Annotated in this window: 18 protein-coding genes and 1 tRNA gene; 10 read left to right on the top strand and 9 right to left on the bottom strand. The window is 77.9% G+C overall.

Annotated features, from left to right (window positions below; all coding sequences use genetic code 11):
* Window positions 1–605: 605 nt before the first annotated feature.
* On the bottom strand, window positions 606–1,283 hold the full coding sequence (locus tag ACRYMN_RS06395; RefSeq protein WP_432493142.1) for a hypothetical protein: 678 nt from the start codon (window positions 1,281–1,283) through the stop codon (window positions 606–608).
* Window positions 1,284–1,455: 172 nt separating this feature from the next.
* Between ACRYMN_RS06395 and ACRYMN_RS06390 the strand changes: the two genes are divergently transcribed.
* The 5 genes from ACRYMN_RS06390 (at window position 1,456) to ACRYMN_RS06370 (ending at window position 6,532) form a co-directional block, all read left to right on the top strand.
* Entirely contained in the window at window positions 1,456–2,733 is a 1,278-nt protein-coding gene (locus ACRYMN_RS06390; protein WP_432493140.1) for a PucR family transcriptional regulator, read from the top strand.
* Window positions 2,734–2,851: 118 nt separating this feature from the next.
* Entirely contained in the window at window positions 2,852–3,811 is a 960-nt protein-coding gene (locus tag ACRYMN_RS06385) for an ACP S-malonyltransferase (protein WP_432493138.1), read from the top strand.
* Window positions 3,808–4,851 carry a beta-ketoacyl-ACP synthase III gene (locus ACRYMN_RS06380; RefSeq protein ID WP_432493136.1) on the top strand — a complete coding sequence of 348 codons (1,044 nt, stop codon included), beginning with the start codon at window positions 3,808–3,810 and terminating at the stop codon, window positions 4,849–4,851. The genes ACRYMN_RS06385 and ACRYMN_RS06380 overlap by 4 nt, the downstream gene beginning before the upstream one ends.
* Window positions 4,852–4,947: 96 nt before the next feature.
* The gene (locus tag ACRYMN_RS06375; RefSeq protein ID WP_432493134.1) at window positions 4,948–5,193 is read left to right on the top strand and encodes an acyl carrier protein; all 246 of its coding nucleotides are present in this window, start codon (window positions 4,948–4,950) and stop codon (window positions 5,191–5,193) included.
* 88 nt (window positions 5,194–5,281) lie between these two features.
* On the top strand, window positions 5,282–6,532 hold the full coding sequence (locus ACRYMN_RS06370) for a beta-ketoacyl-[acyl-carrier-protein] synthase family protein (protein WP_432493132.1): 1,251 nt from the start codon (window positions 5,282–5,284) through the stop codon (window positions 6,530–6,532).
* A gap of 76 nt (window positions 6,533–6,608) precedes the next feature.
* Here ACRYMN_RS06370 and ACRYMN_RS06365 read toward each other — a convergent pair whose 3' ends face one another.
* The gene (locus ACRYMN_RS06365; RefSeq protein ID WP_432493130.1) at window positions 6,609–7,121 is read right to left on the bottom strand and encodes a DUF3145 domain-containing protein; all 513 of its coding nucleotides are present in this window, start codon (window positions 7,119–7,121) and stop codon (window positions 6,609–6,611) included.
* A gap of 271 nt (window positions 7,122–7,392) precedes the next feature.
* Here ACRYMN_RS06365 and ACRYMN_RS06360 point away from each other — a divergent pair, with 271 nt between their 5' ends.
* Window positions 7,393–7,818 carry a hypothetical protein gene (locus ACRYMN_RS06360; protein WP_432493128.1) on the top strand — a complete coding sequence of 142 codons (426 nt, stop codon included), beginning with the start codon at window positions 7,393–7,395 and terminating at the stop codon, window positions 7,816–7,818.
* Between the two features lie 44 nt (window positions 7,819–7,862).
* Window positions 7,863–8,537: a hypothetical protein gene (locus ACRYMN_RS06355; protein ID WP_432493126.1), complete on the top strand. Its 675-nt coding sequence runs from the start codon at window positions 7,863–7,865 to the stop codon at window positions 8,535–8,537.
* A 207-nt stretch (window positions 8,538–8,744) separates the two neighbouring features.
* On the opposite strand, the gene ACRYMN_RS06350 is transcribed toward ACRYMN_RS06355, so the two are convergent.
* On the bottom strand, window positions 8,745–9,077 hold the full coding sequence (locus tag ACRYMN_RS06350; RefSeq protein WP_432493154.1) for a YnfA family protein: 333 nt from the start codon (window positions 9,075–9,077) through the stop codon (window positions 8,745–8,747).
* A gap of 111 nt (window positions 9,078–9,188) precedes the next feature.
* On the opposite strand from ACRYMN_RS06350, the gene ilvA reads away from it, so the two are divergent.
* A complete protein-coding gene (ilvA, locus tag ACRYMN_RS06345) occupies window positions 9,189–10,481 on the top strand; it encodes a threonine ammonia-lyase IlvA (protein ID WP_432493124.1) in 1,293 nt (430 codons plus the stop codon).
* A 54-nt stretch (window positions 10,482–10,535) separates the two neighbouring features.
* Window positions 10,536–10,709, top strand: a complete 174-nt coding sequence (locus ACRYMN_RS06340; protein WP_432493122.1) for a DUF4236 domain-containing protein — start codon at window positions 10,536–10,538, stop codon at window positions 10,707–10,709.
* On the opposite strand, the gene ACRYMN_RS06335 is transcribed toward ACRYMN_RS06340, so the two are convergent.
* The 3 genes from ACRYMN_RS06335 to ACRYMN_RS06325 form a co-directional block, all read right to left on the bottom strand.
* A tRNA-Ile gene (locus tag ACRYMN_RS06335) sits at window positions 10,707–10,780 on the bottom strand. The two genes, ACRYMN_RS06340 and ACRYMN_RS06335, sit on opposite strands and share 3 nt — an antisense overlap.
* Before the next feature lie 104 nt (window positions 10,781–10,884).
* Window positions 10,885–11,703: an excalibur calcium-binding domain-containing protein gene (locus tag ACRYMN_RS06330; protein ID WP_432493120.1), complete on the bottom strand. Its 819-nt coding sequence runs from the start codon at window positions 11,701–11,703 to the stop codon at window positions 10,885–10,887.
* Between the two features lie 190 nt (window positions 11,704–11,893).
* Window positions 11,894–12,703, bottom strand: a complete 810-nt coding sequence (locus ACRYMN_RS06325; RefSeq protein WP_432493118.1) for a carbonic anhydrase — start codon at window positions 12,701–12,703, stop codon at window positions 11,894–11,896.
* A gap of 204 nt (window positions 12,704–12,907) precedes the next feature.
* Here ACRYMN_RS06325 and ACRYMN_RS06320 point away from each other — a divergent pair, with 204 nt between their 5' ends.
* The gene (locus ACRYMN_RS06320) at window positions 12,908–13,654 is read left to right on the top strand and encodes an NUDIX domain-containing protein (RefSeq protein WP_432493116.1); all 747 of its coding nucleotides are present in this window, start codon (window positions 12,908–12,910) and stop codon (window positions 13,652–13,654) included.
* Between the two features lie 67 nt (window positions 13,655–13,721).
* Here the strand turns inward: ACRYMN_RS06320 and ACRYMN_RS06315 are convergent, their stop codons facing one another.
* The 3 genes from ACRYMN_RS06315 to ACRYMN_RS06305 form a co-directional block, all read right to left on the bottom strand.
* Window positions 13,722–14,960 carry an RNA polymerase sigma factor gene (locus ACRYMN_RS06315; RefSeq protein ID WP_432493114.1) on the bottom strand — a complete coding sequence of 413 codons (1,239 nt, stop codon included), beginning with the start codon at window positions 14,958–14,960 and terminating at the stop codon, window positions 13,722–13,724.
* A gap of 92 nt (window positions 14,961–15,052) precedes the next feature.
* Complete coding sequence (locus ACRYMN_RS06310; protein WP_432493112.1) at window positions 15,053–15,409, bottom strand: YciI family protein; 357 nt, start codon at window positions 15,407–15,409, stop codon at window positions 15,053–15,055.
* A gap of 170 nt (window positions 15,410–15,579) precedes the next feature.
* Window positions 15,580–17,001, bottom strand: a complete 1,422-nt coding sequence (locus ACRYMN_RS06305) for an AAA family ATPase (RefSeq protein WP_432493110.1) — start codon at window positions 16,999–17,001, stop codon at window positions 15,580–15,582.
* Between the last annotated feature and the right edge of the window lie 50 nt (window positions 17,002–17,051).

Here is a 17,051-nt window from a genome sequence, read left to right as displayed (position 1 = left end):
CCGTGGGGCCGCGGCGCTGGCAGCGCGAGAGCGCCGGGCGGGACCCGCTCGTGGTGGTGTGGGTCACCCTCACCGGCGACGAGCACGGCCCGGGTCACCTGCACTACGTGCGCGGCCGGCACCGCCGCGGGCGCGGGGGCGGGGCGGGCGGGCCGGGCCCCGGGCGCCGCGAGCGCGGCGGCGGGGGCGGTCGCGGGCGGGCGGGGCGGCTGCGGCGAGCGGCGCCGCGGTGCGGGCACCCGCGCGACGGACGCTCGCGGCGCGCCCCGTTCGAGGACGGCCGGGTCAGGGGTCGGGGCCGCCTCGACGAGCGGGCGGGGATCGGGCGAGACGGGCAGCTGAGCAGTCATGGCACCACCAGGAGACCGAGGTCCGACGCTTGCGGCAGCGGGGCGCATCACCCGGGAGAGCCGCGAGTTCGGCCCACCCCCCGACCGCGCTCGCCCCCAGGCTCCCCCCTCAGCGCCGGTCGGGAGCCACCACAGTCGAGTACCTGTGAGGGGACTGTCAACAGTCCTGCTGAGGGTGACCTCACTGTCACGGAGTGCAGCGAATCGTGACCCTCGGCGGGGGGGGTGTGGCGAACGGGTGCCGGGCTCCCGGGCCTAGCGGCGCGCCCGGTCCGCGCGGGCGATGGCGTCCTCGAGCTCGGCGCGCAGCGGTGCCACGCGCCCCTGGTCGGGGTGCTCGCCCAGCGCCTTGAGGTGGCGGCGCGCCTCGGCGAGGCGGCCGGAGTCGATGGCGGCGGCCACCAGGTGCCGGCCGGCCTCGACGTCGTGCTCGCGCGGTCGCCAGTGCCCCACCCCGAGCCCGAGGGCCTCGTCGTTCATGCCCGCCTCGCGCAGGGTGCCCAGCGCCTGGGCCAGGGCGGTGCCCGAGGGGTCGCGCTCGGCGGCGATGCCCAGCCGGCGCAGGGCGGCCTCGCGGTCGTCGGCCAGGGAGAGCCGGCCCAGCACCAGCAGCGGGCGCCAGGCGCGCGGGCTCTGCGCGAGCTCCTCGGCCAGCGCCCACACCGCGTTGTCCGCGGCCCGGCGCGCGTCCTCGGCCTCGTGGCCCTCGGCCGGGTGGTCGGCCACGTGGGCCTCCGCCGCGCGGGTGCGCACGGTCTCGACCAGCGCGGCGAAGGCCGCCTCGTCGTTGGGGTCCTCCTGCAGCACCTCGCGCAGGGCGGCCTCGCCCGGCACGGCGGCGGGGGCGGGCTCGCGGCGGCGGCGCCGGCGCGGCGCCTCCGGCGCGGCGGCCCCCTCGGCGGGTCGGCGGCGCCACCGGTCCAGCAGTCCCATGCGTCCCTCCCGGGCGTCCTCGTCGGCTCCCGCGGAGGGTCCCGAGGCGTCCTGCGGTGCCGGCCACCTAGCCGGCGGACGTCGGGACGGGAGGTGGACCCCGCGCTCCGACCCTAGCCCAGGGCGCCCGCGGCGGCCCGTCGCGGCGCCGGCGGCCCGTACGCTCGCGCACGTGCCGGACGAGCCCGTCGAGCCCGACCCCCCGAGCGGGGACGTGCGGCGCGGCACCGGGCCGCTGCGCCTGTCGCCCGACACGGTGCGCCGGCTGGAGGCGGCCGCCGGCGCCTTCGCCTCGGCCATCGTCGGGCGCATGGACGCCCAGCTGCCCTGGTACGCGGCGCTGCCGCCCGCCGAGCGCTCCTGGGTGGGCCTGGTCGCGCAGGCCGGCTTCACCGACTTCGTGCGCTGGCTGACGGTCAGCAGCCCCGACGTGCCCGCCGGCGCGGCCGTCTTCGGCACCGCCCCGCGCGAGCTCATGGGCTCGGTGACGCTGCAGCAGACCGTCGAGCTGGTGCGCACCGCCATCACCGTCGTCGAGGAGGGCCTGGACGCCGTCCTGGGCGGGGCGGGCCCCGGCGAGCAGGTGCGCGCCCGCGAGGCGCTGCTGCGCTACTCGCGCGAGGTCGCCTTCGCGGCGGCGGCCGTCTACGCGCGGGCGGCGGAGTCGCGCGGGGCCTGGGACGCGCGCCTGGAGGCGCTCGTGGTCGACGCCGTGCTGCGCGGCGACGGCGAGGAGACCATCGCCTCGCGCGCCTCGGCCCTGGGCTGGGCGCTGGACGCGCCCACCGCGGTGGTCATCGGGGCCGCCGGTGCCGCCGGGGACCACCCGCAGGCCGCCGGCGGCGTGGTGCCGCGCGTGCGCGAGACGGCGCGGGCGGCCGGCGGCGAGGCGCTGGTCGGCGTCCAGGGCGACCGCCTGGTCGTCGTCCTCTCCGGCGTGGCGGACCTGCGGGCCACCGCCGAGCAGCTGGCGGCCACGGAGTTCGGGCCCGGGCCGGTCGTGGTCGGCCCCACCGTGGCCTCGGTGCCGGTGGCCGCGCGCTCGGCGCGCGCGGCGATGGCCGGGGTGGTCGCCGCGCGCGCCTGGCCGCGCGCGCCGCGGCCGGTGGACGCCGACGACCTGCTGCCCGAGCGGGCGCTGTCCGGCGACGCCACTGCGCGCCGGGCGCTGGTGGACCGCGCCTACGTGCCCCTGGCGGCCGCCGGCGGTGCGCTGCTGGAGACGCTGGCCGCCTACCTGGAGTCGGGCGGGTCGCTGGAGGCGTGCGCGCGCTCGCTGTTCGTGCACGCCAACACCGTGCGCTACCGGCTGCGCCGCGTCGGGGAGGTGTGCGGCTGGACGCCCACCGAGCCGCGCGAGCGCTTCGTGCTGCAGGTGGCCCTGGCGCTGGGCCGCCTGGCGCAGGCGGGCCCGCAGGGCGGGCGGGAGGGCTCGCGCGAGGGTGCGTGAGGACCCGCGGCGCCCGGGCGCGCCGGGAGGGCGCTTGTAGGTTTCCCACAAGCCGCGTGCGGAAAGTCCGTGAGCGTCGTGACCGTGGACGCACCGCCGGGCAGGGCAGTCTCGTCGGGTGCTCGTCATCGTCTTCCCCGGCCAGGGCTCGCAGGCGCCCGGCTTCCTGGCCCCGTGGCTGGAGCTGCCCGGCGCCGCCGACCGGCTGCGCTGGGCCTCGGCCGTCGTCGGCGCGGACCTGCTCGCCCACGGCACCACCTCCGACGCCGAGACGCTGCGCGACACCGCCGTCGCCCAGCCGCTCATCGTCGCCGCGGGGCTGCTGGCGCTGCGCGAGCTGGTCGACGGCCCCGCCGCCCTGGCGCGGGTGGCCGGCGCCGTGGCCGGCCACTCCGTCGGGGAGCTGACGGCCGCGGCCGCCGCCGGCGCCCTGAGCCCGGAGCAGGCCCTGGTGCTGGTGCGCGAGCGCGGGCGCGCGATGGCCGCGGCCGCGGCGGTGCGGCCCACCGGCATGAGCGCGGTCGTCGGCGGCGACCCGCAGGAGGTCTCCGCCGCGCTGGAGCGGCTGGGGCTGGCCGCGGCCAACGCCAACGGCGGCGGGCAGGTCGTGGCCGCCGGCGAGCTGGAGGCGCTGGCGGCGCTGGGCGCCGAGCCGCCGGCGGGCGCGCGGGTGGTGCCGCTGAAGGTGGCCGGCGCGTTCCACACCGAGCACATGGCCCCGGCCGTCGGCGCGCTGCGCGAGCTGGCCGCCGGCCTGGAGCCGGGCACGGCGAGCGTGCCGCTGGCGGCCAACGCCGACGGCGAGCTGGTCACCGACGGCGCCGAGCTGCTGCGCCGCCTGGTCGCGCAGGTCAGCCGGCCCGTGCGCTGGGACCTGTGCACGGCCACCCTCGAGCGCCTCGGGGTGACCGCCCTGATCGAGGTGGCCCCCGCCGGCACGCTGGCGAACCTCGCCAAGCGCCAGCTGAAGGGGGTCGAGGTGCTCGCCCTGAAGACGCCCGCCGACCTGGACCGGGCGCGCACCCTCGTCGCCGAGCACGGTGCGCCCGCGACCGAGACCGCAGGAGCCGCCCGGTGACCGAGATCCACTCCCCCGCCGCGCGGCACTCGCGCCTGCTGGGCTTCGGCGCGCACCGCCCCCCGCGCCTGATCGACAACGAGGAGGTGTGCACCTGGATCGACTCCTCCGACGAGTGGATCCAGCAGCGCACCGGCATCCGCACCCGGCGCTGGGCGGCGCCGGACGTCGGCGTGGTGGAGATGTCCGAGGACGCCGCCGCCAAGGCGCTGGCGGCCGCGGGCCTGACCGGCTCCGACGTCGACGCGGTGGTGCTGGCCACCGTCTCCTACCCGTACCAGACCCCGGCGGCGGCGGCGGTGCTCGCCGACCGCCTCGGCGCCACCCCCGCGGCGGCGTTCGACGTCTCGGCCGGCTGCGCCGGGTTCTGCCACGGCGTCGCCGTGGCCAGCGACCTGGTGCGCGGCGGCACCGCCGAGCACGTGCTGGTGGTGGGCGTGGACAAGCTCTCCGACTTCACCGACAAGCACGACCGCTCCACGGCGTTCCTCTTCGCCGACGGCGCCGGCGCCGCGGTGGTCGGGCCCTCCGACACCCCGGGCGTCGGCCCGACGGTGTGGGGCTCGGACGGCTCGCAGGCCGACGCGATCCGCTCGCGCTTCTCCTGGCTGGACCTGCGCGCCGCCGGCGCGGCGGCCGCCGACCCGGTCGCGACCGGGGCGGCCGCGGAGGAGCCCGAGAAGTGGCCCTACCTGGAGCAGCAGGGCCAGTCCGTCTTCCGCTGGGCGGTGTGGCAGATGGCCCCGGTCGCCCAGCGCGCCCTGGACGCCGCCGGGGTGCGCGCGGAGGACCTCGACGTCTTCGTCCCGCACCAGGCCAACGCGCGCATCATCGACGCCATGGTCAAGCAGCTGAAGCTGCCGTCGTCGGTGCACGTGGCCCGCGACATCGTCGACATGGGCAACACCTCCGCGGCCAGCGTGCCGCTGGCCGTGGAGCGCGCGGTCGCCGACGGGCACGCCCCCTCCGGCGGCCTGGCGCTGTTCATCGGCTACGGCGCCGGCCTGTCCTACGCGGCGCAGGTCGTGCGCCTGCCCTGAGCCGCCCCGGCGGCCCACCACAGTCCCCCGGGCGCTCCCCGCGCACCGGGACACGAGGTGACCGGGACCCCGGCACCCCCACCGAAGGAGCGACGCATGGCCAGCGAGCAGGAGATCCTCAGCGGTCTCGCCGAGATCGTCAACGAGGAGACCGGCCTGCCCACCGACAGCGTGCAGTCCGACAAGTCCTTCACCGAGGACCTGGACATCGACTCGCTGTCGATGATGACGATCGTCGTGAACGCCGAGGAGAGGTTCACGGTCCGCATCCCCGACGAGGACGTCAAGAACCTGCGCACCGTGGGCGACGCCGTCGCCTACATCTCCCAGGCCCAGGGCTGAGCAGCCCGCACCGCCGCGGGGCCGGCCCGCACCGCGCGGGCCGGCCCGGCACCGCAGCAGTCACCGCTCGAGAAGGAGTTGACCGACCATGACCGCGACCGCTCGCCGCGTCGTCGTCACCGGGGTGGGAGCGACGACACCGCTCGGCGGCGACGTCCCCTCCACGTGGGAGGCCGTCCTCGACGGCCGCTCCGGGGCGCGTCCCATCGACGCCCCGTGGACCAGCGAGTTCGAGCTGCCGGTGACGTTCGCGGCCCAGGCGGCCGTGCCGGCCGCGCAGGTCCTGGACCGCCGGGAGATCAAGCGCCTGGACCCCTCGCAGCAGTTCGCGGTCATCGCGGCGCGCGAGGCGTGGGCGGACGCCGGCTCCCCGGACGTCGACCCGCTGCGGCTGGCCTCGGTGGTCGCCACCGGCATCGGCGGCATCTGGACGCTGCTGACCGCCTACGACACCCTGCGCGAGAAGGGCGCGCGCCGCGTGCTGCCCCTGACGGTGCCGATGCTCATGGGCAACGGGCCCACCTCGGCCGTCAGCCTGGAGTTCACCGCCCGCGCCGGCGCGCACACGCCGGTCAGCGCCTGCGCCTCGGGCGCGGAGTCCCTCGCCTACGGCGCGGACATGATCCGCAGCGGGCGCGCCGACGTGGTCATCGCCGGCGGCACCGAGGCGGCGATCCACCCGCTGCCCATCGCCTCCTTCGCGGCCATGCACGCGCTGTCGCGGCGCAACGAGGACCCCGCGCGCGCCTCGCGGCCCTTCGACACCCAGCGCGACGGCTTCGTGCTCGGCGAGGGCGCGGGCATCGTCGTGCTGGAGGCGGAGGAGCACGCCCGCGCCCGCGGGGCGCGGGTGCTCGCCGAGCTGCTGGGCGCGGGCCTGTCGGCCGACGCGCACCACGTGGCCGCGCCCGAGCCGGAGGGCTCCGGCGTCAGCCGCGCCGTCGCCGACGCGCTGCGCTCGGCGGACGTGGCCGCGGGCGACGTCGTGCACGTCAACGCGCACGCCACCTCCACCCCGGCCGGGGACGTGGCCGAGGACAAGGGCCTGCGCCTGGCGCTGGGCGGTGCGGCCGAGGGCGTCGCGGTCTCGGCCACCAAGTCGATGACCGGCCACCTGCTGGGCGCCGCCGGCGCCGTGGAGAGCATCCTGACGATGCTCGCCCTGCGCGACCGCATGGCGCCGCCGACGATCAACGTGGACGACCTCGACCCCGAGGTGACGCTGGACGTCGTGCGCAAGGACCCGCGGCCGCTGCCGGCGCAGGGCCGGCTCGTGGGCCTGAACAACGCCTTCGGCTTCGGCGGCCACAACGTCAGCGTGGTCTTCGCCTCCGTCTGAGGCACCGCCCCGCCGGGCGATGCGCGAGGGCCCCGCACCCACCGGGTGCGGGGCCCTCGCGCGTCGCCCGGGGGGGTCAGCCCACGTGGTGCAGCCAGCGCACCGGGGTGTCGTCCCCGGCATGGCGGAAGGCCTCCAGCTCGCAGTCCCACGCCTCGCCCACGGCCAGCGCCAGGGCGCGGCGGGCGGCGGCGGGGTCGGCGGCCGGGCCGTCGAGGAGGTCCAGGGCGGCGCGCACGCGGTCCTCGGGCACCTGCACGTTGCCGTGCACGTCGGTGACGGCGTGGAAGATGCCGAGGGAGGGCGTGTGGCTCCAGCGCCCGCCGTCGCAGCCCTGGCTGGGTTCCTCGGTCACCTCGAAGCGCAGGTGCGCCCAGCCGCGCAGCGCCGACGCCAGCCGCGCCCCTGAACCCTGGGGCGCCTGCCAGGAGTGCTCCGAGCGCAGGCAGCCCTGGGCGATGGGCTGGGGCGTCCAGTCGCAGGAGACGCGCACGCCGAGGACACCGCTGGCCGCCCACTCGATGTGCGGGACGAGCGCTCGCGGTGCGGAGTGCACGTAGAGCACGCCGCGGGTGGTCGCACCGGACATGCCGTCCTCCTCTGCATCGGTGTGATGGGCGTCTTCCCCAACGACCTCGCACCGCGCGCAGGTGAACGTGTCCACACGACTACCGGACGTGCTGTGAGGTCATCATGCCTCACCGCACCGGTGGGCACCACCACCCGGGCCCCTCCGGCCGTCCCCGGCGTGTCGCGCTGAGTACGTGGAGCATCTGCTCTGCGTCACGCTCCTCGCCGTTCCCCGCGTCGCGGTCCCACCCGGGCCTTCAGGGTGCGGGCACCGCTGCCGATGGGAGGGCGTGCACGAGCAGCAGGCCCCCGCGGCGGGCGCGACCCAGCAGGGCGAGGTCTCCGAGGTCATCCGGCCGGCCGCCATCGTGCCCGAGGAGGCCGCGCGCGCTGTCCTCGTGGAGCTGGCGCTGCGCGACGTGCAGAACGGCGGGGTGTGGCAGACGGGCCCGAGCCTGTGGAGCCGCTTCGACCGCCCCTGGAACGGCCCGGAGAACGTCGCCGGCGCGGAGCTGATCGGGCGCATCCACGTCGCCTACGGCACCCCGACGCGCTACGAGATCACGATCTACCGCGTCACGGTCACCCGCTTCGGCCGGGACCTGGGCTGGACGGTGGAGTCGCTGTGCGACGAGGCCCTCGGCCACGGCGGGCTGCGCCTGCGCGACTGCCCGCGCGCGTCCCTGGCGGCGGCGCCGCCGCCGTTCACCGGCTGAGCCCCGGCACGGCCCGCGGCGCCGGCGGTGGCACCATCGGCACCGTGCCCGACGCCCCCGGCGCGCAGCCGCCGCGCCGCCACCACCGCCCCGCCATGCCCGGCCCCGACGCGCTGGTGGCCCTGGCCGGCGGGGTGGACCCCTCCGCGGTGCAGGAGGCCGCGCACGCGGCCGCCAGCGCCCTGGTGCACGGCGCGCGCTCGGCCCGCGACGCCGAGGTGACCCGCCGCGTGGTGCGCCTGGCGCAGGAGGAGGGCCTGGAGGTCATCGCCTCGCTGTGGGCCGACGCCCCCGCCGACTCCCTGGCCGGGGCGCTGTGGCGGCTGTACGTGCTGCGCACCTGGGTGCAGCGCACGCCGGTGTCCGTGGCGCGCCAGTACGCCGAGGGCCGCCGGCACGCCCCCGTGCTGGAGGTGGTCGCCGGCGTGGCCGACCCGCCGGGCCCGCAGGAGGTCGTCGCCGTCGTCGACGACGTGCTCACCGGCGTGGCCGAGGGCGACTTCGCCGTGACCCTGGAGCGGGCCGCGGCCTTCTGCCGCGTCGTGGCCGTCGGCCGCGCCCACCACGCCGACGAGCCGCGCCACACCGAGCGCCCCGGCGACGCGGCGGACCCCGAGGCGGCCGCCGCCGCCCTGACGCTCTCGGCGGCGCGCCTGGTGCGCACCGCCGAGCAGCTCGAGGCCGTGGCGCACCGCTGGCGCGCCGGCGAGCTGGGCTGAGCCTCCCCGCACCCCCGGGCCCGGCTCCACCGCGCCCGGCGGCGCCCGGCTGGGTACAGTGGTGGAGGCGCCGGGCCGCGGCAGCCCCGGGTCCCAACAGGAGCCGCTACGAGCGGCGATGCGCCGTGAGGCGCTTCCCGGTCCGGCGCCACCCCCTCACGGCGGGCCCGGTGCGGGCCGCGCACCGCGTCGGTGCGGGCACCGCGCTCAGCCCCTGCCGGGGGCCAGGACGATCACCGCCGCCCCCAGCAGGCACACCGCGGCGCCCGCGAGGTCCCAGCGGTCCGGGCGGAAGCCGTCCACCAGCACGCCCCACGCCAGCGAGCCGGCCACGAAGACGCCGCCGTAGGCGGCCAGCACCCGCCCGAACGAGGCCGACGGCTGCAGGGCGGCGACGAACCCGTAGCCGGCCAGCGCCAGCGCACCCAGCCCGCACCACCACCAGCCGCGGCCGGCGCGCACGCCCTGCCACACCAGCCAGGCGCCGCCGATCTCCAGCAGCGCCGCGGCCGCGAACAGCCCGGCGGTGCGCAGCACCACCTGCGTCCCGTCCTCCACCGCACCCCTCCCCCGTCGCCCCGACCCACCCGCGCGCAGCCCCGCGCGCGGCCCTCGTCGCGGGCACGGCCGGCCGCGCGGGAGGATCGGGGCATGACGCTAGAGGTGCCGCACCCCACGGCGACGACGCCCCTGCCCGACGCGGCCGACGTCGAGGCGGCCGCGCGGCGGCTCGCCGGCGTGGTGACCCGCACCCCGCTGCAGCCCGCCGCGCGCTGGTCGGCGGCCACCGGCGCGCGCGTGCTGCTCAAGCGCGAGGACCTGCAGGTGGTGCGCTCGTACAAGCTGCGCGGCGCGTACAACCTGATCGCCCAGCTCGGCGAGGCCGAGCGCGCCCGCGGCGTGGTCACCGCCAGCGCGGGCAACCACGCCCAGGGCCTGGCGCACGCCTGCGCGGCGCTGCGGGTGCGCGGGCGCGTGTACCTGCCGCGCACCACGCCGCGGCAGAAGCGCGACCGCATCGCGGCGCTGGGCGGGGACTTCGTCGAGACCGTCGTGCTCGGCGACACCTACGACGACGCGGCCGCGGCCGCGGACGAGCACGCCCGGCGCACCGGCGCCACGGTGGTGCCCGCCTTCGACGACGCGCGCACCCTGACCGGGCAGGGCACCGTCGCGGTCGAGGTCGTCGAGCAGATGGCCGAGCAGGGCGAGGGCGCCCCGGACGTGCTCGTGGTGCCCGTCGGCGGCGGCGGGCTGCTGGCGGGGGTGCTGACGTGGGTGCGCGAGCGCCACCCGGGCGTGCGGGTCGTCGGCGTGGAACCCGCCGGTGCGCCGTCAATGGCGGCGGCGGTGGCCGCCGGGCGGCCGGTGCGCCTGGAGCAGCTGGACTCCTTCGTCGACGGCGCCTCGGTGCGCCGCGTCGGGGACGTGACGCACGCGGTGGTCGCCGGGGCGCCGGTGGAGCTGGTGACCGTCCCCGAGGGGGCGATCTGCGTGGAGATGCTGGCGATGTACCAGACCGACGGCATCATCGCCGAGCCCGCGGGCGCGCTGGCGACGGCGGCGCTGGCGGAGGCGGTGCGCGTCGAGCCGGGCCAGAGCGTGGTGTGCGTCGTCTCCGGGGGCAACAACGACGTCAGCCGGTACGCGGAGGTCGTCGAGCGGGCCCTGGTGCACGAGGGGCGCAAGCACTACTTCCTCGTGGACTTCCCCCAGGAACCCGGGGCGCTGCGCCGCTTCCTCGACGACGTGCTCGGCCCGGACGACGACATCACGCTGTTCGAGTACGTCAAGCGCAGCAACCGCGAGACGGGCCCGGCGCTGGTGGGCATCGAGATCCCCTCCAAGGACGAGCTCCCCGCGCTGCTGGAGCGCATGGCCGCGGCTCCCCCGTCGTTCGAGCGCATCTCCGCGACCGAGCCGCTGTACCGCTACCTGCTCTGAGGTCCGCCCACCGCGAGAGCGGAACCGGGTCCGGGTCGGACGCGTTCACGCGGCATGGGTCTGGTGTTCCGGAGGTCGAAGGAACTCGGTCGCGGGGTGCGGCTCAACGCGTCCCACCGCGGCGTCAGCTTCTCCAAGCGCCTCGGGCGTGCGACGGTCGATTCGCGCGGGCGCATCACGGTGCGGCTGTTCAAGGGCCTGACCTGGCACGGCCGGCTGTGGAGGTAGGGCGGGTGGGGCTCGAACCCACGACCGAGGAATTATGAGTTCCCTGCTCTGACCGACTGAGCTACCGCCCCGCGGGCGCGCCCGGCGGGTCACGCACCCGTCGAGCCGCCTGCGGTGGCGCAGCCTACCGGCCCGTCGGGTCGCCCCTCCCCCGGCGGGACGACCCGGCGCCGGCTCACTCGCAGGCGACGCCGTCGCCGTCCCGGTCCAGGTACCGGCGGTAGCCCGGCTGGCCGACGTGCAGCGGGGCGGCCCCCGCGGCACGGGCCGCGTCGCAGTCCGCGTAGTGCGCCGGCGTCGAGGGCGCCGGGGCCGTCGGCGGCAGCCAGGGGTACGGGGTGGCGACGTCGAGGACCACCCGGGCCCCGGTGAGCGGGGACCACTCGACGAACCCGCCCTGGAAGTCGGAGCGCCGGCCGCCGGGCACGTCGAACTCGCCGCTCGTGGGAAAGCCCAGCGGGCCGTTCTCGTGGCCCTGGGCCGCCCAGGCGTCGCGGATGGCGCCCAGCACGACGTGCGCCCCCGTCACCGGGCTCCAGTAGACCGAACCTCCCTGGAAGACGTTGTAGGCGCCGTGGCCGTCGGGGGTGCGCGTCTCGCCGGTGAGGGGGAACCCGAGGACGCCGCCCTCCCAGCCCGCCCGGGCCCAGGCGTCGCGGATCGCCCCGCGCACGTCGTGCGCCGCGGTGGCCGGCGACCAGTAGATCGAGCCGCCCTGGAAGACGTTGTAGGCGCCGCGGCCGTCCGGCGTGCGGGTCTCGTCGGTCGTCGGCGAGCCGAGGGGCCCGGCCTCGCGCCCGGTGCGCTCCCACGCGGCGAGGATGTCGCCGTGGACGTCCCACGAGCCGCTCGGCGGCGACCACCGCACCGCCGCCCGGTCGGCGGCACCGCCCGGGGCGCTCCCCGCGTCCGGACCGGCGTGCGCCGGGGCCGTCAGGGTCAGGGCCGCCAGCGCGACCGTCACGGTGCCCACCCCACGCGTCGTGGTCCTCACGGTGCCCTCCTCAGACGTCGTCGTCCACCAGGTGCACCCGCGACGCTAACCCTCGCGAGCGGCCCCGCGGGACCGGCGCCACCGGGTGGGCACGACACCGCCGCGGGGCGGCGCGTCCCTGACGCCGCGGCCCCAGACCCCCAGCGGCCCCGCCGGGTCGTCCCTCCCCCGGCGGGACGACCCGGCGCCGTCACAGGAACGTGACGGTGCCCTCGTGCAGGTCGTACGTGGCCCCCACCACGCGCAGGTGCCCGCCGGCCTGCGCGTGCGCCAGGACCGGGTCCGCCGCGAGCGCGGCGACCTGGGCCAGCACGTTGCGCCGCACCGCCTCGGCCAGCAGCGCCTCCGCCGGCGCGCCGGCGCCCAGCGCCTCGATCGCCGCCAGCGCCGGCGGGCGGATCGCCTCGATGAGGGAGTCCACCGCCGTGCCGCTCGGACCCGCGCCGGAGGCGATGGCCTCCAGCGTGGCCTTCACCGCCCCGCAGCGCTCGTGCCCGAGGACCACCACCAGCGGGGTGTGCAGGTGCTCCACGCCGTACTGCACGCTGCCCAGCACCGGGGCGGCGATGACCTGCCCGGCGGTGCGCACGGTGAACAGGTCGCCGAGGTCCTGGTCGAAGACCAGCTCGGGGGGCACGCGCGAGTCCGCGCAGGAGAGCACCGCGGCGAAGGGGTGCTGGCCCTCGGCCAGGGCCTCGCGGCGGGCGCGGGTGGTGCCGTGGTGCTGCTGCGGGTGCGCGGCGAAGCGCGCGTTGCCCGCGCGCAGCAGCTCCAGCGCCTGCTGCGGGTCGCTCACCTGCTCCGGGCGCGGGTGGAGCGCGCCCGCCGCCTGCGCGCTGCCGGCGCCCAGGGACGTCCCCACCCCCAGCGCACCCCCGCCCACGGCCGCTGCCCAGCGGAGCGCCCCGCGCCTGGTCGTGCTCGCCGCGCCCTCGGGCGCCTGCCCCCCGGTCGTGCTCGTGCCGGTGCTCGCGGGCAGCACCGTTCCGCCCCTGCTCATCGATCTCCCCCTCGTCGTGCCGCGCGACCCCCCGTCGCGCGGTGCGCACCGTCCTCGCCGGAGGTGCGGCGGTGAAACTAGCGCCGGCCCCGCGCAGCGCACCGGGGATTTCCCCGGCACCGCGGCGCGGCACCGCCGGCACCGCTGGCACCGCCGCGGGGGATTTTCCGCACGCCCGCGCCGGGTCGGCGGGATGCTCCCCGCATGGACCGACCGACCACCGCGACCACCGAAACCACCGGCCCGCCGGTCACCGCGCCGGGACGGGTGCGGCGCACCGGCCCCGGCCTGGACGTGCCCGACGCCCGCGGGCGCACCGGCCTGGACCTGACCGGCCTGGACCTCACCGGCAACCCCGACGTCGTCGTGCGGGACGTGGAACTGCTGGCGAGCGGCTGGCACGTGCTGCGCCGCACCACCTTCGACTACCGCCACCGCGACGGCCGATGGACCCGCGAGCAGCGCGAGACCTACGACCGCGGCGACGGCGCGACGATCCTGCTGCACGACGCGGCGCGCCGCACGGTGCTGCTCACCCGGCAGTTCCGCTTCCCCGCCTACGTCAACGGCCACCCTGACGGGCTGCTCGTGGAGGCCGCCGCGGGGTTGCTGGACGCCGACGACCCGGAGAGCGCCATCCGCAGGGAGGCCGCCGAGGAGCTCGGCGTGACCGTCGGCCGGTTGCAGCACGTCTTCGACGTGTGGATGAGCCCGGGCTCGGTCACCGAGAAGCTGCACTTCTACGCGGCCCCGTACAGCCCCCTCGACCGCACCGGTGCCGGTGGCGGCCTGGCCGAGGAGGGTGAGGACATCGAGGTGCTCGAGCTCGACGTGGAGGAGGCGCTGCGCCTGACCACCACCGGCGGCATCGCCGACGCCAAGACGATCATCCTGCTGCAGTGGGCCGTGCTGCACGGGCCGTTCGCACCCCGGGGCGGTGCGACCCCGTAGGAGCCGGCGGCGCGACGCGGGAGCCCCGGGCGGGGCCTCGCGGCGGTGACCGACGAGCCCGCCGTCCTCAGGCGGGTGCGGGCCCGGCGCCGGCGGCGCGGTCGACCTCGGCCAGGCGCTGCTCCAGGAAGGCGCGCTCCGCGGCGTTCGCCGTGAGCTCCAGTGCGCGCCGGTACGAGTCGGCCGCGCCGGCGGCGTCGCCGAGGCGGCGCAGCACGTCGGCGCGGGTGGCGGGGAGGTAGGGGTAGTCGGCGAGCCGGGGATCGGTCGCCAGCTCGTCGAGGAGCGGCAGGGCGGCGGCCGGACCGTGGGCGAACGCCACGGCGGCGGCCCGGTTGAGCGCGACCACCGGGGTGCCCCACACCGCCAGCAGCCGGTCGTAGAGGTGCACGACGCGCGGCCAGTCGGTCTGCTCCAGGGACGGCGCCACCGCGTGCACGCCGGCGATCGCCGCCTGCAGGGTGAACCGCCCCGGTGGGCCGGACGCCAGCGCCCCGGCCGTCACCGTGAGCCCCTCCAGGACCGCGCGCTGGTCCCAGCGCGTGCGGTCCTGCTCGGCGAGCAGGAGCAGCCGGCCCTGCTCGTCGGTCCGGGTGGCCCGGCGCGCGTCGGTGAGCAGCAGCAGGCCCAGCAGCCCGCGGGTCTCGGCCTGCTCGGGGAGCAGCGCGGCGAGGGTGCGCGCGAGGTGCAGGGCCCGGTCGCAGAGCTCCTCACGCACGAGCGCGTCCCCCTCGCCGGCCGTGTGGCCGGTGCTGAAGAGCAGGTGGACGGCGGTGAGCACGCTGTCCAGGCGCTCGGGCAGCTCCGCCCGGCCCGGGACCCGGTAGGGGATCCGCGCTGCGGAGATCTTCTTCTTGGCCCGGGTGATCCGGGCCGCCACCGTCGGCTCGGACACCAGGAAGGCCCGGGCGACGTCGGGCGTGGGGACGCCGCAGACCAGGCGCAGGGTGAGGGCGACGCGGGCCTCGGGGGCGAGGGCGGGGTGGCAGCAGGTGAACACCAGCCGCAGCCGGTCGTCCGGCACCGCGGCGTCGGGCCGGTCCGGGTCGGCCGGGTCGGCCAGGTCGGCCGGGTCGTGCGGATCGGCGGTCGCCGGCTCCACGAGCAGCGGGAGCTTGCGCCGGAGGGTCACCTCGCGGCGCAACCGGTCCAGCGCGTGGTTGCGCGCCGCCGTGGTCAGCCACGCGCCGGGCCGTCGCGGGACGCCGTCGCGGGTCCAGGCCCGCAGCGCACTGACGTACGCCTCCTGGGCGCACTCCTCCGCGAGGTCCAGGTCGCCCGCGACGCGCACCGTGGCGGACAGCACGAAGGCCCACTCGCAGCGGTGGGCCCGCGCCAGCGCGGCAGCGACCGCGTCCGCCTGCGCGGCGGACGCGGTCGGCCGGTCGTCGGGGGCGATCAGAACGGGCTCGTCGTCGGGTCGACGACCGGGCGGACCTCGACGCCGCCGCCGGGGGCCGGGCACAGCCCGGCGATCTCGACGGCGTGGTCGAGGTCGCGCGCCTCGACGAGGTAGAAGCCGCCGAGGGCCTCCTTGGTCTCGACGAACGGGCCGTCCGTCACGGTGCCAGAACCCTTGATCGTGGTGGCGGTCGTGGTGGGCGCGAGCGCCGCCCCGCCCTCGATGGACCCGCCGAGCTCGAGCACCTGCTTGGTGAACGCGTCGTGCGCGTCGAGCACCGCGCCCCACGCCTCGGGCGACGCGTCCGCGTAGAAGGCCGGGTCTTCGTAGATGAGGATCGCGTACTTGGCCATGGGACCGCCTCCTGCACCGGGTCGCGGGCCGGCCTGTCCGGCTCCGTCATCGACGACGACGAACAGCCTGCCGCCGGATCGACAGCCGGGCCCGGACTTCTCCGAGATCCTTCCGCCGCAGCTGCCGCGGCTGCGGACGGACCCGACCCCGGTGACGGGCGGGAGCCGCCCTAGCCCGCGGCCTCGCCGCCGAGCAGGCTGCGCGTCAGCGCCTCGGCGTCGGAGAGCAGCTCGTCCAGCGCGGCGGCGAGGTCGTCGTCGCCGACCTCGCGCCCGTCGGTGGCGGCGAGCAGCACCGCGCGGCGCAGCAGCTCCCTGGTGAACGAGGCGGTGGTGCCCGCCGCCCGCGCGGCCGCGGCGTCCAGGGCCGCCGGCGACAGGGGCAGCTCGCGCGCGTACAGCGCCAGCAGGGCCCGCCGCGACGGCTCGTCGGGCAGCGGGACCTCCACGGCCAGGTCCACCCGCCCGGGCCGCTGCGCCAGGGCGCGCTCCAGGCGGTCGGCGCGGTTCGTGGTGAGCACGAACGCCACGTCCGCGTCGCCGTCGAGGCCGTCCATGGCGTCGAGCAGCTCGAACAGCAGCGGCTGGTCGCCGTGGTGGTGGCTGCGGTCCTCGGCCACGAGGTCGCAGTCCTCCAGCACCACGATCGCCGGCTGCGCGGCGCGCGCCAGGTGCGCGGCGGTGGAGACGTGCTGCAGCGCCAGGCCGGACAGCAGCACGGCCGTGGTGCCCGGCGTGGCCGAGAGCAGGTGGCGCACGGTGTGCGTCTTGCCGGTGCCGGGCGGGCCGTACAGCAGCACGCCGCGCTTGAGGTGCTGGCCGGCCGCCGTCAGCCGCCGCGCCTGCTCGCCCACGCCGACGACGTGGCGCACCACGCGCTCCAGGGCGCCGGCGGGCAGCACGACGTCGCCGGCGGGCACGGAGGGGCGGCGCAAGAACGTGATGCCGCCGGCGGAGGGGTCGTAGGGCGAGCCGGAGAAGGTCAGCACCTGCCCGCGCAGCACGCTGCGCTCCACGGCGGTGCGGCGCACCTCCTCCAGCAGCCGGGCCGCGACCGCCTCGTCGGCCGCCACCACCTCCAGCCCCGCCTCGCGCCCGTACTGGCGCTGCGCCGAGCGCTGCAGGACGGCCACGGGAGCGCCGTCCACGCGCAGCAGCCGCACCCCGAACCCGACGGCGCGGCGGTCGCTGTCCGGGCCCGTCGGCAGGTTGACGTGGTCCACGGCCGCCAGGCCGAACCTGCCGTAGCCGTCGCCCAGGAGGTCGCCGAAGCTGCAGTGGTGGCGCTGGTCGCCGCCGCCGACGCCGACGACGCGCTCGCCGCCGTGCTGCCGCGCGAGGGCGGACAGCGCGACGTCGACGTCGACGTACTGGAACTCGCGGACCTCCTCGCGCACGACCGGCAGGGCGCGGGCCGGTCCCCCGAGGTGCTCGGAGACGACGTCGGCGAGGGTGGGGCCGGTGGCGCCGGTCACCAGCCGGGCGTCGTGCACCACCTGCTCCAGGAAGGAGCGGAAGGTCTCCACGAAGCGCGCCTGGTCGTGCGCGAGGGCGTCGGGCGCGTGGGCACCGGGCGCGAGGGGTTCGTCCACCGCACGATCGTGGCCGCGGGGGGCGCCGGCGCTCAACCGGTTTCGGCGAT

Source organism: Kineococcus gypseus (assembly GCF_050871305.1).
Classification (GTDB): domain Bacteria; phylum Actinomycetota; class Actinomycetes; order Actinomycetales; family Kineococcaceae; genus Kineococcus; species Kineococcus gypseus.
This window is presented reverse-complemented; position numbering and strand designations above follow the sequence as displayed.

Excerpts from the sequence above, each read along its gene's own strand:
- ACRYMN_RS06310 (WP_432493112.1), bottom strand. The coding sequence starts at position 15,409 with ATGGCCAAGTACGCGATCCTCATCTACGAAGACCCGGCCTTCTACGCG.
- ACRYMN_RS06370 (WP_432493132.1), top strand. The coding sequence starts at position 5,282 with ATGACCGCGACCGCTCGCCGCGTCGTCGTCACCGGGGTGGGAGCGACG.
- ACRYMN_RS06375 (WP_432493134.1), top strand. The coding sequence starts at position 4,948 with ATGGCCAGCGAGCAGGAGATCCTCAGCGGTCTCGCCGAGATCGTCAAC.
- ACRYMN_RS06325 (WP_432493118.1), bottom strand. The coding sequence starts at position 12,703 with ATGAGCAGGGGCGGAACGGTGCTGCCCGCGAGCACCGGCACGAGCACG.
- ACRYMN_RS06320 (WP_432493116.1), top strand. The coding sequence starts at position 12,908 with ATGGACCGACCGACCACCGCGACCACCGAAACCACCGGCCCGCCGGTC.
- ACRYMN_RS06395 (WP_432493142.1), bottom strand. The coding sequence starts at position 1,283 with ATGGGACTGCTGGACCGGTGGCGCCGCCGACCCGCCGAGGGGGCCGCC.
- ACRYMN_RS06340 (WP_432493122.1), top strand. The coding sequence starts at position 10,536 with ATGGGTCTGGTGTTCCGGAGGTCGAAGGAACTCGGTCGCGGGGTGCGG.
- ilvA (WP_432493124.1), top strand. The coding sequence starts at position 9,189 with ATGACGCTAGAGGTGCCGCACCCCACGGCGACGACGCCCCTGCCCGAC.
- ACRYMN_RS06365 (WP_432493130.1), bottom strand. The coding sequence starts at position 7,121 with ATGTCCGGTGCGACCACCCGCGGCGTGCTCTACGTGCACTCCGCACCG.